This window comes from Cryobacterium sp. TMT1-19 (assembly GCF_004403055.1).
GTDB lineage: Bacteria > Actinomycetota > Actinomycetes > Actinomycetales > Microbacteriaceae > Cryobacterium > Cryobacterium sandaracinum.
The window spans coordinates 26973-43022 of the sequence record NZ_SOHB01000053.1 but is presented as its reverse complement, the minus strand read 5'-3'; the positions used below and the strand labels follow the sequence as shown (position 1 = coordinate 43022).

Here is a 16050-nt window from a genome sequence, read left to right as displayed (position 1 = left end):
AGCACCCCTAGTTCGGGTTATGTTGCCTTACCGACAGTGACCCGTGGCCGGGCGCGACGACACATTTTGCGGCGTAGATCGGAACTCCGCCGTGCTCCGCTGTCTGGGTGAGGATGAGGACCGCCGCTGACGGCCCTATGTTCAGCAGTTTCGCTCGCGTGGGGCCAGCGTCGGTTGCGACGATCTGGCACACGCTGTTTGTGAAGACGTGGCCGTTGGCCTGCATGGATGCGAGGAGTGTCCGTGGTTCGGCGGCGATCTCCGAGAGTTCGGATGCGATTCGCGCGCTCACATCACTGAGGTAGCGCCCAGCGGGGAGATGCTCTTGAACAGTGGCGACGGGAACGCCATCCTGCAGCAAGACGCTCTCGCGGATCCAGGCGTTGGCAGCCGGGTCGAGCGAGAGTCGGTGGGACACGAAGTCTGTAACCCCTTCCAACTCGAAGCGCACCGGCTGGACAGTCAACGTCATGTTCGGGTCGGCTAGGGCGATCTCAAATGGCCGCAGCTGCTCCAGTCCGCCGTGCGGGATGAAGTCCGTTACGAATCGTCCAACTCCGCGACGGGTGACCAGTAACCCGTCTTCTTCGAGGAGCATCAGCGCCTCGCGTACGGGTGTGCGGCTGACGCCGAGCATTGCCGAGAGCTCTGTTTCCCTCGGCAGCATTTCGCCGAGCCGGAACACGCCAGAGCGGATTCCATCTGCGAGCCGCGTGTAGACGGCGACTCGAATCGGCTGGCCGACGGCGAGTTGGAGCTGCTGGTGAAAGAACGGGTGCGGTTCCAAACGGGTCGTCACGAGACCTCCTTGTCACCCCGAACGTATCACATTTGATATGCTACCTGAGAGGTATAACTTCATACTATTTAGACGAAGGGGTCAACATGAGTTCAACCACCACGAGGGTCGGATCACCGTCAACGATGAAGGGTCTGTATCCCCCCACGAGCAGCACGCCGCACATCGATCCGAAGGGGGTGGACATCGCCGAGACGATCCTCCTTCCGGGGGACCCGCTGCGAGCGAAATTCATCGCCGAGACCTACTTCGACGACATCCGATGCTTCAACGAGGTTCGTAACATGTTGGGTTTTACGGGCACTTACCGGGGGCGTCCCGTGTCCGTAATGGGCACGGGTATGGGCATCCCTTCCATCTCGCTCTATAGCTATGAGCTGATCCACTTTTTCGGGGTCAAGAACCTGATCCGGGTGGGCACCTGCGGCGCCATGCAGAAGAACATGGAGCTCTACGACGTAGTTATCGCCCAGGGCGCGTCGACCGACTCCAACTACCTGCACCAGTTCAACCTGCCCGGTTCATGGGCGCCGCTGTCGTCGTACAGGCTGCTCGAGCACGCCAAACGGATCGCCGACGAGCGCGGTCAACGCACCCACGTGGGCAATGTGCTCTCGTCCGACCTGTTCTACGGCGCCGATCCGGACGCCATGGGGAAGTGGATGAAGATGGGCATCTTGGCCGCCGAGATGGAGTCGGCAGGTCTGTTCGCCAACGCCGCGGCCGGGGGCGTCGATGCGCTTGGCATCTTCACTGTTAGCGACCAACTCGTCACCAACGCCAAGACCACCCCCGAGGAACGGCAGACCGCCTTCACCGGAATGATCGAGATCGCGCTGGAACTGATCTGATGAGCACCGCGACTCGCGCCACGCGTCCAACTCCGGTCTTCAACCCGACCCGGGCCGTCCCCATCCTGCTGTTCCTCTTCGTGTTTTCGCTGGTGCTGGACAATGGCTTCAAGTTCATGTCACCGGCGCTGGCGCTGGATCTCAACCTGCCCGTCAACACTGTCAGCCTGCAAGCCACGCTGACCGGCATCCTGATCGGTATCGGCGCCGTGGTGTACGCCGCGCTGGCCGACTCGATCAGCATCCGGAAACTCATCATTTTCGCGATCCTCGTGATGACGATCGGGTCGATCGTCGGCTTCATCTTCCAGGCCAACTTCTGGCTGGTCCTGGTCGGCCGGCTGATCCAGACCGCCGGTCTGGCGGCCGCCGAGACCCTCTACGTGATCTACGTCACCAAGCACTTCAGGGGCGACGAGCAGAAGAAGTATCTGGGCTTCAGCACCGCAGCCTTCCAACTGTCGCTACTGATCGGCACCGTCGGCAGCGGCTTCATCGCCACCTACATCGGCTGGGCGACCTTCTTCCTGGTCACGTTGCTTTCCCTGCTGACCATCCCGCTCGTGCTCCGCACGGTTGCTGCGGAGGAAACGAACGACAGCCACGTGGACGTGCTCGGGCTTTTCCTGATCGCGGTGTTCGCCACCGGCATCATCCTGTTCATGCAGAACTTCAACCCCTGGTACCTGGTGCCAGTCGTCGCGGGGCTGATCCTGTTCATCTGGCACATCCGAACCAACGACAACGCCGTGATCACCATCGCGTTCTTCGCCAACGCTCAATACTCGCTGATGATCATCGTGGTATTCGTCATCTACTCGGTCCAGCTCGGCTACACGTTCCTCTTCCCATTCCTGGTATCCGACATCTACGGCTACAACCTGGGTGAGGTCTCCCTGCTGCTGATCCCCGGCTACATCGCCGCTGTGATCGTCGGCTCGGCCACCGGCAAAATCGCCCGGTTCCTCACATCCAAGCAGGCCATCACCGCGGCGTTGATCGTGATCACCGCCTCGATGCTGATCCCGGCTCTGGTGGTGGACAAGTGGATCGGGATCTTCGTGATCTCGATGGTCTTGTTCGGCATGGGCTTCGCGTTGATGTACGGCCCACTCGTATCGACCGCCATTGGGCGGGTGCCGGTCGAGAAATCCGGTATCGCCATCGGCTTCTACAACCTCACCATCAACATGGCAGTGCCGATCGGCATCGCCTACACCGCAACCCTGATGGACCTGAAGCCCAACCTGCTCGGGGGCATCGCCGGCACCGACCAGGCGGCCTCTTACGGAACGGTGTTACTGATTCTCGCGGCGGTCGCCGCCCTCGGCCTGGTGCTCTACCGCGCCTTCGTCGTGGTCCTGGAGCGCCAAGGCGAACCCGAACCCGCACCCGTCACCAACTAAGGACACACCATGATTTCGACCCCCACCGTCCCCCTCAGCGCCGCCATGGTCGCCCAGCACATCGACCACACCCTCCTGAAGCCCGAGGCCACCGCAGCAGACGTGACCGCACTCATCGCCGAGGCCATTGAGCTCGGCACCTACTCGATCTGCGTCTCCCCGTCGATGCTGCCGCTTCGCATCCCCGCCGGTGCCGACCTCAAGATCGCGGTCGTGTGCGGCTTCCCCAGCGGCAAGCACCACAGCGCCATCAAGGCCGCCGAGGCCGCCCTCGCCATCGAGCAAGGAGCCGACGAGGTCGACATGGTCATCGACATCGGTGCCGTCAAGGCCGGTCGGTTCGCCGAGGTGCAGGCCGACATTGCGGCCGTGCGGGCCAGCGTCCCGGCACCGACGGTGCTCAAGGTGATCATCGAATCCGCTGCGCTGACGGACGCCGAGATCGTCGGCGCCTGCCAGGCATCCGTCGCCGCGGGAGCAGACTTCGTCAAGACCTCCACCGGCTTCCACCCCGCCGGCGGAGCGACCGTGCACGCGGTGCGCCTGATGAAGCAGACCGTCGGCGACCGTGCCCAGGTGAAGGCCTCGGGCGGTGTGCGCAGCTTCGACGATGCCCTGGCCATGATCGAAGCCGGCGCAACCCGCCTCGGCGTCTCCGGCAGCGCCGCGCTGCTCTCCGGCGCGTCTTCGACCGAACCTGCCGGCAGCTACTAACCGTCGGCTGGGCTCGCACATTGCACCGTGTGCGAGCCCAGCGCGAATGTTCCTACTGACCCACCGAGACGTCGATTAGCACTTTCCCGACAACCCCGCTCTCGACCAGAGCATGGGCATCCGCCGTGTGCGCAAGATCGGTGCGGTGCAGGGGCAGCCCCGACTCCTCCCCCACAGTCAGCGCGCCGTCGACGAGGGCGGCGGTGATGTCCTCGGCCGCCGCCCGAATCACGTCGGCCCCCACCGTGTAGAGCAGCACGAACTGGTAACGCACATTGAGGCTGAAGTGCTCGCGCACGTCGAGCGTCACCTGGTTGCCGCCGTTGTTGGCATAGACCGCAATCAACCCACGATTACGGATGACGGCCAGGTCGAGCCGCGCATTTTGGGCCGGTGCGACCTCCACGATCAGGTCCACCCCCTCCGGTGCGATCGCCCGGATCTGGGCGATGACGTCCGGGTCGGTGTAGGTAAGCACATACTGCGCGCCGGCGGCCGTGGCCAGCGCCGCCTTCGCCGGACCGCTCACGGTCGTGACAACGGATGCCCCCGCCCACCGGGCCAGTTGGATCGCCGCGTGCCCGACCGCACCTGCTCCGCCGGCCACGAGCACCACCTTTCTGGCCAGGGCGCCCGGGTGCAGCCGCCGCGGTCCGTCTTCGGCCACCGTCAGCGCCCGATACGCCGTGATCGCCGGCACTCCGAGGCTCGCGCCCTGATCGAAGCTCGCATTCGGCGGCAGCGGGAAAACACGCTCCGCGGGCAGCACGGCGTGCTCCTGGGCCGTGCCACTGCTCGCGCGCTGGTACGCCGCAAGGGCCAGCCAGACCCGGTCGCCCACGCTGACGTGCTGCACGCCGGCGCCGACCGCCTCCACGATGCCGGCACCGTCCTGACCGGGCACGACGTCGTCGAACGCCAGCGCCTGGCCCGGTGCCGAGCCGCGGCGCGACTTCCAGTCGGTGGGATTCACGCCGCTGACCACGATCCGGACCCGTACCTCGTCGGCTCCGGGTTCGGTCACCGGCCGATCGACGAGCTGAAGCACGGACGGGTCACCGGTCTGGCTGTACACAATGGACTTCATGTCAGGGGTAACGCTGGTGGGGGTGGAATGTTTCCTCTGTTATTTCCGATAGCTGATGCCAGTCGCACAAGGCGCTTCCGAAGAGCCGAACCCAGCCCGTCCTGACTGATCTCAGGAGATATTGACGTACCCCGAGCATGTCGGCCAAAGGTCACTTGTCACATGCGATCCCATCACCGTCACGGTCGAGGCCGTAAACATCAGTACCGACGATACGGAGCGGTCCATCTACGTACGCCGGGCCGTCGCCGCTGCCGCCCTCACAGTCGACGTCGCTGGAATTCGGTACACATACGTCCGCGTAGTTCGAATTGCAGGGGTCAATCGGATCAGGAGCTGGCGGGGCCGGCTGGCGTGACCCGACAGAGGTCACTTCAGATATCGGCTGCAGCGTGACCTCTTCACGTCTGACCTCTCGGGATACTTCCACGCCGTCGACGGATTTGACGAGATAGGTTGTGGTTGTCTCACCGTTAGCACCCGCAGTTGTGATGGCCGAAGCACCCACATCGATGTTGGGATCTTCAACCGAAGTGACCTCAAATGGAATGGCTGCTACCAGCTGAACTTCCGACTCGGTCTTGACCGGAGTGGGAGTTGGGCTTGGCTTCACGACTTCGTCAACTTGGACCGAACCCGAAGCCGACTTGGCCACGCTGGCACTGTCGGGCGTTTGCGGGCGCGTCACAGCATTAACCCCGGTCCCTACCAGCATCACCAGGAGTCCCGCTCCCAGCATGACTGCCCCGGCTGATCTGGAGCGAACCCGAAAGGACTTTGCGGAGCCAGTTACAGCCGCGTAGATCCCGACAATGGCAGCGACGAGGCCGATCAGCGCGATGATCGACCAGAACGCTCCTCCGATAATGGCCACCACACAGAAAAGAGCCAGGATCGCGATTCCGCTCCACCGCCAACGGAGGGCGATTTTTCCGTTCGGCTCCCGCAAACGATCAACGAGTGGGCCGAATGTGCCTTTGAGGCTCATCGCGTCGCCTCGAGTTCGGGACCGTCAACGTTGCTCAGAACAGATGAATCGATGGCAGAGACGAGCACATTGGCCCCCAAGGTCAATAGACACGACAGTAGGCCCCACGTTATCGCGCCGGTCCACCTCAAGTCGCGCCCCACTTAGGGGCGAAATTTAGGCCCTCGCCCAGCACTGTTCCAACGGGAACGAGGCTAGCGAAAGCAGTTAAGCCACTTGAGCCGAAGCCGCAAAGTACTCGTAGAGGCTCGACTCGATTGGGCTCGCCAGGCCAAGCGTCATGGAAACCACATCATGTCCGCTCTCTCCGGACATTTTTGTCTGGCGAGCATCCTGCGATCTTGCTCTGCCTAGATAGTAGAAGTCAGTTCCCTCTGCATCGTCTTTCTTGGCGAATACGTGAAGCGGGAGACGATTCTCTACAATCGCTTTCACCTCGCCACTCGCGAGCGTTCTCCTGCTTCGGGTGTACCACGTCAGGGTTGACGAGTTGAGGAACTCATCTTCGTACTTCGTGCTCTCGGACACGTCTGACCCCTTGTGGTACGTCACAAAAATGGGGCAACTGTTCGAGAAATAGTCGACCTTATATCCGTAGATGGTGCTCTGCTGATTGGACTGCCAATTGAGTAAACGGCAGACATCTTTACGAGAGTAGCGTTGACCGATTTCAAGCTGTCCGCTCCACTTGTATCGGTGGCGCGCAAGATACAGTCCCGCGTCAACGACATCGCGAACGTGCATTTGGAAGAGTGGGCCTGCACCCCATGCCTCAACAAATTTCTCGCTGAGGTGGTAGGCCCCATCATGAAGATAGACGATCGGGGCGGCACCGAACTTCGTGGCTTCGGCTTCGGTAAAGAAAGTTAAACTTAGTACGGCCAGGACGGAATCGAGAGTCGCCTGATCGCTGGCCAGCTCGCTCCCCCCAAGCTCAGTTTGATAGTCCTCAACCGTCACTCCGCCAGAACGTGACAGCAGCTGGTCGAGAAGCAGCAGCTCATGGGGCCGCTTTCCGTTGAGTAGTTCTCCGGAGAGGAAAGTCAGGACCGCATCTTCGAAGGCGTCGGCCGAGGCATCTGTTGCCCCGACCTTATTGAGAAATCTCCAGTAGTTTTTCTGCTTGGTCGCAATGACCGTCGGGTCGACGGTGTCGAAGCGGGCAAAGTCCGTGAGTAGCGGTGAGCGACCCAGTCGGTTCTTGAGATCGACAAAGGATTTCTTGAGGTTTGACATGCTGTCAAGAGTTGTCGTCGCGAGGGAAGCAAAGATCTTCTCTCTCGAAATCGCATCAAAATTAACGCTCGAGAGGCCAGCTATTGCGCCAGCTTCTTGTGCATCGATGATCTTCTTGCGGATCGAATCCTTGTTGAGGGTGCTGTCACCGAAAAGCGCGATAGGAATCAAGTAGTTGTTGTTATAGTTGCCAATGAAGTCAATCACCACGAGGTGGTCCTTGCCGGCAGCCTTGCGCAGCCCTCGACCCAACTGCTGCGTGAAAACGATGCTCGACAACGTTTGCCGGAGCATGACCACCTGGTTGACCGAGGGGATGTCAATGCCCTCGTTGAAGATGTCGACAGTCGCGATGTAGTCGAGTTCACCGCGTTCCAGCATCTGCACAGCCAGCTCCCGCTCCTCAACCGAGTGTTTCCCACTCAAGGCGCGAGTTCGAAGTCGTTGCCCGTGGACATCCCGCTGGTTGAGAATTCCAGAGAGTTCGGCCGCTTCGGCATTCTTACTGCAGAAGATCAACCCTTTGACCGGCACACCAGCGTGGCCATACTTCTCGATGGACGTGATCAGATGGTCAACTCGCTCAGGCGCGACCAACCGGCTGAGGTCCGCTACCTGGTCGATGACTTCGCCGTTCGACTTTATGTAGTCCGTGACGCCGTAGTAGTGGAATGGCGCCAACATGTCGGCCTCGAGCGCTTTCTGCAAGCGGATTTCGTACGGCACGTTGAAGTCGAACAGCTCAAACACGTTGAACTCGTCCGTACGTTCTGGAGTTGCCGTCATCCCGAGAAGAAAATCCGGCTCGAGGTGATCGATAAGTGTGCGGTAGCTAGCAGCGCCAGCGCGGTGGACTTCGTCGATCAGCACGTAGTCAAAGGTGTCAGGCTTAATTGCGAGAAGATTCTCTGGCCGAGAAAGCGATTGAATTGATGCGAACACATAGCGCCGATCGAGCTCTTTCTTCGATCCGACGAACTTGCCGAAGTCGCTGTCCGGGGCATTGAGCACGCGCTGAAACTCATCAATCGCCCGGTCCAGAATCTGCTCACGGTGCACGACGAACAACATACGTTTGGGCGCGTAGGCACGAACGTCGAGCGCGGAAAGGATTGTTTTTCCTGTCCCGGTCGCCGAAATGACGACTGCACGGCTCTCCCCTGCGTCCCGCAAAGCCTGAATCTCAGCGAGCGCTTCTACCTGCATTGAGTTTGGGAGGATCACTCCCCCCGGCAGCGCATCACCGAGCGATTCAGTCCCTGGCGCTCCTCGAAGAGGGTTGTTAGGCTGCGGAGTCCACGTCAGTGCGTACTCATCGATCCATCTCCGCGTCAAGGCGGTCGAAGCATCCATATGCGCCTGGACTGCGCAATTCAGCTGCTCCACGATGTCCCCATCGGGCAGAGCCGAGAAGCGCAGATTCCATTCCTGGTTTCTCAGCAGCGCCGAGGCTGTCAAGTTGGAGCTGCCTACGATCGCTGTGGTGCTCGACTCCTGCTCGAATATGTAACCTTTCGCGTGGAACCCAGCGGCGGAGTCTGGATACACGTAGACATCGACGCCATCGAGGTTGAGGAGTTCACGGAACGCGGCAGGCGAGTTGAAGCCGAGATAAGTAGAGGTGATGATTGTGCCCGTTCCTCGGTAGTCGAGGAGTGCCTGTTTGAGCAGGGCGATCGCGCTCGGCGCGATGAACGCGACGGAAAACACGAAATTGCACGATCGTTTCAGCTCATCAAGGATCGCCTTGAGCATCGTCTGGCCATTGGAATTCGACACAAGAGCGGGATGGAAGACCTGGTCGGACTTGACGTGTGAATCTAAGAATCCAAAAGCGTTGTCGAGCGTTAGTTGACTGCGAGTCTCACTCAAACCAAGAAGTCCTTCATGACACGCTCGACCGCAGGAATGTCGGCGGGGGCCCACTCGAGCTCATCGAGTTCGGCGGCTTGCACCCAGCGAAGCTCCGAGTGCTCTGTCAGGCGAGGTTCCTTACCGATGAGCGAGCAGTAGTACGTCGTTAGGACGACGATACCGAAGTCGTACTCGTGCTCGGTGGTTTCGATATGTTCGCCAATTTCTGCAGAGCAGAGTAACTCTTCTTCGAGTTCGCGGAGTAACGCTTGCTTCGGTGACTCGTTCGACTCAATCTTGCCTCCGGGGAACTCCCACATACCGGGCAACGACATTGTCGAACTCCGCTGTGCCGCAAGGATTGTCTGCCCTCTGGTGAGGACGGCGCCGACGACTTCGATTCTTTTCTTCAAGTGCTTACTCCGTTACTTGGCCGTCGATGCGTATTGCCAGCTTAGCCAGCGGCGGTGAGCCGCTCGTGTCAGGTTGGTGAGGCCAGTAGCTCCGAGCAAGACCGCCATTTCGCCTCCTACAAGTGCCCCGCATAGCAACTGTTGGCTCCTCAGCGATCACGGCCGGGTGCGGATCGCGCTCGGTGATCAGGAACGACGCAGCAGGGAGCTCAACCCTGCTTCGCTCACAACGGGGATGCCATAGTCGCGAGCCTTGCGCGCCTTGCCCGACAAGGAGTCAGGGTCGGCCGCGACGACCAGACGGGACTTCTTCGTTACGCCGGCTCCGGGCATATACCCGTGCTGCGTGAGTTCGGCGTGCCAATCGGCACGCGGCCGCAGCATCTCCCCGGTGAGAACGACGATGTCGCCCACGGTCAGCGCGAAGCGCTCCGGCGACGCGACAGCCACCTTCACGGTTCCGGCAACCGGCGGCGCCACCATCGCAGTCGCAACCGCCGCGGCCGGAAGCCCCAGCAGCTGCGCCACGGTGACGAGGTCAGTGATTTCGGCCTCGGTGAGAACCATGTCAGCCCAAGCGAGTTGCACGAGGTCGTCGAAGTAACGTTCGTGCAGGGCCGCGCAGGTGGCGCGACCGATGCCGAGGTCTTCGGCGAGTTGCACGAGGGCCTGCGCCTCGTGCGTTGACAGCTCGCGGTCAAGCAGGGCGAGGTCAAGGAGGGCGAGGTAGTCCAACTGCTCCGCCGGCCCGGCGAACTCGGGAAGCTTCACCGTGATCCGGTCGAGCCATGATGCGGCCTTGACCGGTCCGGCGGGGGCAACATCGTCGCGGGACACCCACTCCGACGCCTCTCCTTGGAAGGGCGGCCAAGGCAACGCGGCGGCGTCGGCCACGCTGCGAGCCCAGCCCGGGGCATCCGGAGCCTCGGCGATGTAGGCGCCCAGTAGTTTGGCGGTCGCTACGGCATCGGCCAGGGCGCGGTGAGCGTCGACGAGGGGGATGTCGTACGCGGCACAACAGTCGGAGAGCTTTCGGCCGGAGCCCGGAAGGAACTCGCGCGCCAGCTGCATGGTGCAGAGCACCTCGAGCCCCAGCTCAGCTTCATAGTCGAGCCGATCCAGCTCCGCGAGCAGGAATCCGGTGTCAAACCGCGCATTGTGCGCTACCAGCACTCGCCCTGAGATGAGCTCAATGAGCTGGGGTGCGACCTGCTCGAAGGTCGGCGCCTGCATCACATCGGCCGCGCGGATGCGGTGGATGTCCTGCCTGCCGAGGTCGCGCCCGGGGTTGATCAGCGTGTCCCATCGGCCGGTGATGCGACCCTTTTCATCGACGTGAACGACGGCAACCTCGATGACCCGGTGACTCGACTTCGAGAACAGCCCTGTTGTTTCGAAGTCGATGACCGCATACCCCTTGCCGCTGCCGGCCAGCGCTTCGCTCTCATCCCTGTGCGCCGGTCGGCGGTGCAGACCGTTCATAGGGCGGCTCCCATCAGGATGCTTACGATGACTGCTGACACTGGAGGTCCTGCCACAAGCAGCGCAGCCACGGATGCCACGAAGCCGAACACTCTCCACTGCGTGCCCCGCGTTCGCGCCGCGAGAACCTCGGCATCGAGCGCGTTGAAGCGAGCCAGCACGTTCTCGGTGGGAGGGAACAGCGGGGCCGCCCACGTCGCCGGGTCGTCGATGACCGCGGCGAGCTCCGCCAGGTCACCGGCGTTCAAGACCACGGGGCGCTTCACGAGCCAGCGACGCAGGGCAGCGGCGGTGGTGACTTTCACCTGTTCGGGCTGCACCTTGACAGTCAGCGACTTGGGGTTGACCAGCGCGAGCACGGGTTGCGCGGCCGGGAGCAGCGGCATCCGTTCTCGCAGCAGCTTCGTGACCCACCCGGCTTCGTATTCGGCGTTGCGGATGTAGGGCTGCTTCTGGCCGGACACCATCAGGCCCCGTCCGGCCACCCAGACGATCTTGCCCGCGTGGTACTTCGTGTTGATTGTGAAGATGCCGCCCGGTCCGATGACGATGTGGTCGATGTCCGAGCCCTTTTTACCGATCGGCAGGGCGTGGAAGGGCGTCCAATCCGGGGGCAGAGTCGAGAGGATCTGACCGACCACGATCTCGCCTTTGGCACCCAGGTACCAGCTGACGCTGTCGCTGCGCAACGGAGAGTTGCCGCAGAACCGCGCGAACGTGCTGCGCGGAGGCGTATCGGCGTGCTGCCGCAAAAGCTCCTCGATGACCGCCTGGGCCGCGAACTGCTGCCTCATTGTTGGCGCGTGAATATTCATGGTTCCCCGTTTCCCCCGGGTCGAATCTAGCGGCTGCGGTGGAGTGGGCAGCAGCCCCAGAACGGGCTCGCAACGCCGTCCACCCATCTCTGAGAGACTGACCGGGGGGGGACTGGCGCGATGCTCGTCACCGGCATCGACCCAATGAGGAGCAACGGATGGCTGAGCAGTCCCGCGAACGCGTCCGGCGTCTACCTGGACTTCGATAACATTGTCATCTCGCGCTACAACCAGTTGCACGTCAAGAACCAGTTCGCCAAGGACAAGGCGCGCAACCACATGTCGTCGAATCCCAGGGCCGACGCTGAGGTCACCGCGCGCATCCACCAGGCCATGATCGACGTGGGCGCCATGCTGGACTATGCGTCGTCGTTCGGGTCAGTCGTGGTCAGTCGCGCCTACGCCGACTGGTAAGCGGCGGTCAACGCGAGGTACCAGCGCCAGCTCACCGACCGCGCTGTCGACCTGACTCAACTGTTCCCGACCGTCTCGTCGCTGAAGAACGGAGCGGATATCCGGTTGGCCATCGACGTCGTCGAGGACGTGTTGCGGCTCACCGATCTCACCCACGTCGTCATCGTCGCCGGGGATTCCGACTACGTCCCGCTCGCTCAGCGCTGCAGGAGGCTGGGCCGCTACGTCATCGGAATCGGCGTTTCCGGCTCGACGAGCAGTACGCTCGCGGCCGCCTGCGATGAGTTCGCCGACTACGACTCCCTGCCCGGTGTCACGAGTGCGGCGACGCTGATTTCTATGCCGACCCCCTCGGCCCCGACCCCGCCAGCGACCCCGCCAGCGCCCCCGATCCCGCCGGCCAAGGAGGTTCCATCCAAGAAGACGGATGCCGTCGCATCCGTGGCTCCGCTTCCTCTCGTTTCGGCCGCGGTGCCCGCACCCACAACCGATGCCACGCCCACGCCCACTGCCCGGAAGGCGGCGACTCCGCTGCTCCTGCGAGCGATGGAGCTGCTGGCGAAAAACGATCAGGAGTGGCAACACGCATCGGCGCTGAAGCTCCAAATGAAACGAATGGATCCGTCATTTCAGGAGCGGGCGCTCGGCTTCACCCAATTCTCCGATTTTCTGAAATCTCGGTCTTCGGTCGTTGAGGTCGAGCAGAAAAGTCCGGCGAGCCCGGTTCTGCTTCGCCTGCGAGCCTGAGCCGGAGCCGGGCGGTCTCTCACCAGCGTCGAGAGGGGTCGCCGGTGCCTCAGAAGACGAGCCCGTGCCGCTGCATCAGGGGCATGGTGGCCTCGAAGTCGACCTCGCCGCCGTATTCGGCCGCCAGCGGCGGAAGCGTTGCCGGATCGTACTCGCCCCCCGGTTCGGCCAGCTGGCGGAAGAGCTGTTCGATTCCGCCAGGCACGATCAGCTCGAGCACCCGCAGAGGCTCTTCGCCGGCATTCCAGAAGGTGTGCCAGCGACCCCTCGGCTTGAAGACCAGGTCGCCCGGCGAGGCAACGACTTCGTCGCCGTCCTCGAAGACTCCGAGCCGCCCGGCAAGCACGAGACTGTACTCGTCTTCCCGGCTGTGCCGGTGGATCGGTGCCGCGAGGGTGCGCGGCGCCAGCAGGTGTTCCACGACCGCGATTGCTCCACCCGAGTCAGCACTGTCAATGAGGTACCGGTCCAGAGCGCTGGCGTCTCCGGTCGACTCGATGTCGCGGGCAGTCTTCACACGGATGCCGGCCGACCCGGCTCGGTTCACGTTCATGATTCCTCCTCCTAGTGCGGGGACAGCGGGGTTGACGCGTACAGTGCGAACGCTAGGCCGCCCCCAGCCGATTGGATACCGGGATGGCGCCCCGGTTGAGGTCATTTACGACCCGTCACGGGCGCGCTCAGGTCAGCGCAAGCGTGCTCTTGCACCGCGGATACCTGCGGCATCCCAGGAACGGCCCGCGCTCGCCGGTGCGCTCAGCCATGAACGCAGGGCCGCACGACCCGAGGGTTAGGCTGCAACGTGTGAAATCAGCAGCCGTGCCCACCGCCACCGAACGGCTGCCGGAGCGCGCAGCCGTGATCGACCTCGACGCGATCAGACACAACGTTCGCCACCTCGTTGCGCTCGCCGCCCCAGCCCGGCTGACGGCGGTCGTCAAAGCGGACGCCTACGGTCACGGGGTTCTCCCCGTCGCTCGCGCGGCGCTCGAGGCGGGAGCGGAGTGGCTCGGCGTGGCACACATATCGGAGGCACTGGCACTCCGCGCTGCGGCCATCCCGGTGCCGGTACTGGCCTGGCTGAACACCACAGACAGCGACTTCGCCGCGGCAATCGCCGCGGACATTGATCTCGGATGCTCCGGCTGGGAGTTGCCGCTCATCGCCCAAGCCGCGCAGCAGCAGCAAAAAACCGCACGCATTCATCTCAAGATTGACACCGGTCTGGGCCGCAACGGCAGCACCCCCACGGAGTGGGCCGAGCTCGTGGCCCGCGCCCGACAGGCGGAAGCCAGCGGATCTGTGACCGTCGTGGGCATCTTCTCGCACCTCGCGGTGGCCGATGAACCCGACCGCGTCGAGACCGACGAACAGGTTGCGGCATTCACGACGGCCGTTGCTGTGGCGCAGGAGGCGGGGCTGAGCCCGATGGTGCGGCACCTCGCCAACAGCGCCGGCACGCTGTCCCGCCCCGACACGCACTTCGATCTGGTGCGGGCGGGGCTGGCCATCTACGGCCTGTCGCCGTTCGCCAACCAGACCTCGAACGACCTCGGATTGCGCCCGGCGATGACCTTGCGCACGCTCGTATCGGTGTGCAAAGACGTTCCCGCCGGACAGGGCGTCTCCTACGGGCTCAACTACCGCACCACGGCCCCGACGACGCTCGCCCTGATTCCATTGGGCTACGCCGACGGCATTCCGCGCATCGCCACGGGAGGCCCGGTGCGAGTCAACGGCGTTACCTATCCCGTGGTCGGGCGCATCGCCATGGACCAGATGGTCATCGACCTCGGTGAGGCCGCACTCGTGGCCTCCGGCTCGTCGGTGATCGGTGCCGAAGCGGTGCTGTTCGGCCCCGGCGACGACGACGCATCCGTTGACGAGTGGGCGGCGGCCGCCGGCACCATCAATTACGAAGTGGTCACCCGCATCAGTCCCCGCGTTCCCCGCGTCTACCGAAACGTCTGAGACCAATCCGGGCTGGCCCGTCAGAGGCGCGGACGGCCAGCCCAGCGGTCGGCCTTGAGGGCCAGGTGCAGCTCAAGGCGCGCCTGCCCGCCGAGCGGGTCGACGCCCAATGCGGAACGGATGCGTCCCAGCCGGTTGTAAATACTGGTTCGGTGCAAATGCAGGTGCTCTGCGACCTCGGCCACGGACCCGCTCTTGTCGTAGAGCATCTCGAGCACGGGCAGCAGTTCCCCGTTTCGGTCGAGTGCCTGGAGTTCGGAGAAGAGCGCTGACTCGGACGGCAACACGTCTCGACTTGCGACGGCCAGGAATTGGTAGACCCCGGTAGCGCGAAACGATACGAGCGTGCCGAGCTGGGTATCAACCCTGGCCGCTTGCACGGCGCTCCGCGCCTCGGAGTAGGCACCGGGCAGCCGTCGCAGGTCGGTGAAGGGCTCGCTCAGCCCGATCAGGGCGGGTGCAGCCACCTGCCCACCGCGGCGGGACACCTCGAACTCAAAGCGCATTCGAACCTCGGACAGGTCGAAGCCGTCAATCTCGTCTCGGAGCAGCAGAACGGCATGCGTTTCGGTGCCGGCCGAGAACAGCACGGTATTGATGCCAAGCGTGGCATAGAGTGCGGCGAGACGGTGCAGCAGGCTGCTCTTGGCGGGGTCGCGCTGCGCGTTGTCACCGCGCTCGAGCAGCGCGGCGAGCCGCCAGGGTCCGCGCCCGTGCACACCAGGCCAACCGTCCACCGCCACGCCGGCATTGCGGTCCCCCAAGCACGCGGCGAGGAATTGGGCCTCGTCGGTGCGCCGCGCTTTAGAATCGGCGCTGGAACGGTTGAGCAGCATCTCTGCGAGGGCGTCCATCTCCGGGCGGATGAGCCGCAGCTCACGCAGAATCACCTCGGGCGTTTGCTCGTCGTCGAGCTGGAGGACCCACAGATACCCCACCCGGAATCCACGTGCCAGCAGCGGCACGCACACGCGGCCCAACATTCCGAGGTTGGCGTTGGCCGGCACGGGAACCGGCTTCACTGCCGAGGCGATACCGTGGCTGAGCTGCCAGGCGCTGACATCGGGCGGAACAACCTTGCTCAGCAGAAAGTTCGTGCGTACTCGGTCGGCCGTGGGTTGATGCGCGCTATACGCGAGCAGCCCGCCGTCGAGGTCTTCAAGCGAGAGAGCCCGGTCAATTCGCGCGGCGATGTTGACCACTGCTTGGTCAATATCGGCCGTTTTCATAGATTCAATCTAACGGAGCAGCGTGGACGTCAGGAGACGATCGA

General features: G+C 63.1%; 16 protein-coding genes. 6 read left to right on the top strand and 10 right to left on the bottom strand.

Going from position 1 to position 16050, the window contains the following annotated elements:
• Positions 1-7: 7 nt before the first annotated feature.
• Positions 8-799, bottom strand: a complete 792-nt coding sequence (locus E3T40_RS13560; protein ID WP_134544163.1) for a GntR family transcriptional regulator — start codon at positions 797-799, stop codon at positions 8-10.
• 86 nt (positions 800-885) lie between these two features.
• Between E3T40_RS13560 and deoD the strand changes: the two genes are divergently transcribed.
• From deoD to deoC, 3 genes are read left to right on the top strand one after another with little or no spacing between them, the layout of a single operon-like run.
• On the top strand, positions 886-1650 hold the full coding sequence (gene deoD / locus E3T40_RS13555; protein ID WP_255453823.1) for a purine-nucleoside phosphorylase: 765 nt from the start codon (positions 886-888) through the stop codon (positions 1648-1650).
• Entirely contained in the window at positions 1650-3056 is a 1407-nt protein-coding gene (locus E3T40_RS13550; protein ID WP_104171456.1) for an MFS transporter, read from the top strand. The genes deoD and E3T40_RS13550 overlap by 1 nt, the downstream gene beginning before the upstream one ends.
• Positions 3057-3065: 9 nt before the next feature.
• On the top strand, positions 3066-3770 hold the full coding sequence (gene deoC, locus E3T40_RS13545) for a deoxyribose-phosphate aldolase (protein ID WP_104171457.1): 705 nt from the start codon (positions 3066-3068) through the stop codon (positions 3768-3770).
• Between the two features lie 52 nt (positions 3771-3822).
• Here deoC and E3T40_RS13540 read toward each other — a convergent pair whose 3' ends face one another.
• From E3T40_RS13540 to E3T40_RS13515, 6 genes are all read right to left on the bottom strand, one after another.
• Positions 3823-4857: an NADPH:quinone reductase gene (locus E3T40_RS13540; RefSeq protein ID WP_134544160.1), complete on the bottom strand. Its 1035-nt coding sequence runs from the start codon at positions 4855-4857 to the stop codon at positions 3823-3825.
• A gap of 151 nt (positions 4858-5008) precedes the next feature.
• Positions 5009-5845, bottom strand: coding sequence for a G5 domain-containing protein (locus tag E3T40_RS13535; RefSeq protein ID WP_241981787.1), 837 nt, complete (start codon positions 5843-5845; stop codon positions 5009-5011).
• A 207-nt stretch (positions 5846-6052) separates the two neighbouring features.
• Entirely contained in the window at positions 6053-8953 is a 2901-nt protein-coding gene (locus tag E3T40_RS13530; protein ID WP_134544157.1) for a DUF3427 domain-containing protein, read from the bottom strand.
• Positions 8950-9348 carry a (deoxy)nucleoside triphosphate pyrophosphohydrolase gene (locus E3T40_RS13525; protein ID WP_134511585.1) on the bottom strand — a complete coding sequence of 133 codons (399 nt, stop codon included), beginning with the start codon at positions 9346-9348 and terminating at the stop codon, positions 8950-8952. Before E3T40_RS13525 ends, E3T40_RS13530 begins: the two co-directional genes overlap by 4 nt.
• Positions 9349-9534: 186 nt before the next feature.
• Complete coding sequence (locus tag E3T40_RS13520) at positions 9535-10830, bottom strand: exonuclease domain-containing protein (RefSeq protein ID WP_134544154.1); 1296 nt, start codon at positions 10828-10830, stop codon at positions 9535-9537.
• Positions 10827-11645, bottom strand: a complete 819-nt coding sequence (locus tag E3T40_RS13515) for a nuclease-related domain-containing protein (RefSeq protein WP_198412002.1) — start codon at positions 11643-11645, stop codon at positions 10827-10829. The genes E3T40_RS13520 and E3T40_RS13515 overlap by 4 nt, the downstream gene beginning before the upstream one ends.
• A 120-nt stretch (positions 11646-11765) precedes the next feature.
• On the opposite strand from E3T40_RS13515, the gene E3T40_RS17645 reads away from it, so the two are divergent.
• Together E3T40_RS17645 and E3T40_RS13510 are read left to right on the top strand one after the other, a co-directional pair.
• Entirely contained in the window at positions 11766-12059 is a 294-nt protein-coding gene (locus tag E3T40_RS17645; protein WP_370287927.1) for a hypothetical protein, read from the top strand.
• A 51-nt stretch (positions 12060-12110) separates the two neighbouring features.
• A complete protein-coding gene (locus E3T40_RS13510; RefSeq protein ID WP_370287930.1) occupies positions 12111-12806 on the top strand; it encodes an NYN domain-containing protein in 696 nt (231 codons plus the stop codon).
• Positions 12807-12855: 49 nt separating this feature from the next.
• Here the strand turns inward: E3T40_RS13510 and E3T40_RS13505 are convergent, their stop codons facing one another.
• Positions 12856-13359 carry a cupin domain-containing protein gene (locus E3T40_RS13505; RefSeq protein ID WP_134420880.1) on the bottom strand — a complete coding sequence of 168 codons (504 nt, stop codon included), beginning with the start codon at positions 13357-13359 and terminating at the stop codon, positions 12856-12858.
• 127 nt (positions 13360-13486) lie between these two features.
• Positions 13487-13570, bottom strand: coding sequence for a topoisomerase DNA-binding C4 zinc finger domain-containing protein (locus tag E3T40_RS17640; RefSeq protein ID WP_104171472.1), 84 nt, complete (start codon positions 13568-13570; stop codon positions 13487-13489).
• 40 nt (positions 13571-13610) lie between these two features.
• Between E3T40_RS17640 and alr the strand changes: the two genes are divergently transcribed.
• Positions 13611-14777 carry an alanine racemase gene (gene alr / locus E3T40_RS13495; RefSeq protein ID WP_241981786.1) on the top strand — a complete coding sequence of 389 codons (1167 nt, stop codon included), beginning with the start codon at positions 13611-13613 and terminating at the stop codon, positions 14775-14777.
• Positions 14778-14797: 20 nt separating this feature from the next.
• Here alr and E3T40_RS13490 read toward each other — a convergent pair whose 3' ends face one another.
• Positions 14798-16006, bottom strand: a complete 1209-nt coding sequence (locus E3T40_RS13490) for a CdaR family transcriptional regulator (protein WP_134544144.1) — start codon at positions 16004-16006, stop codon at positions 14798-14800.
• Between the last annotated feature and the right edge of the window lie 44 nt (positions 16007-16050).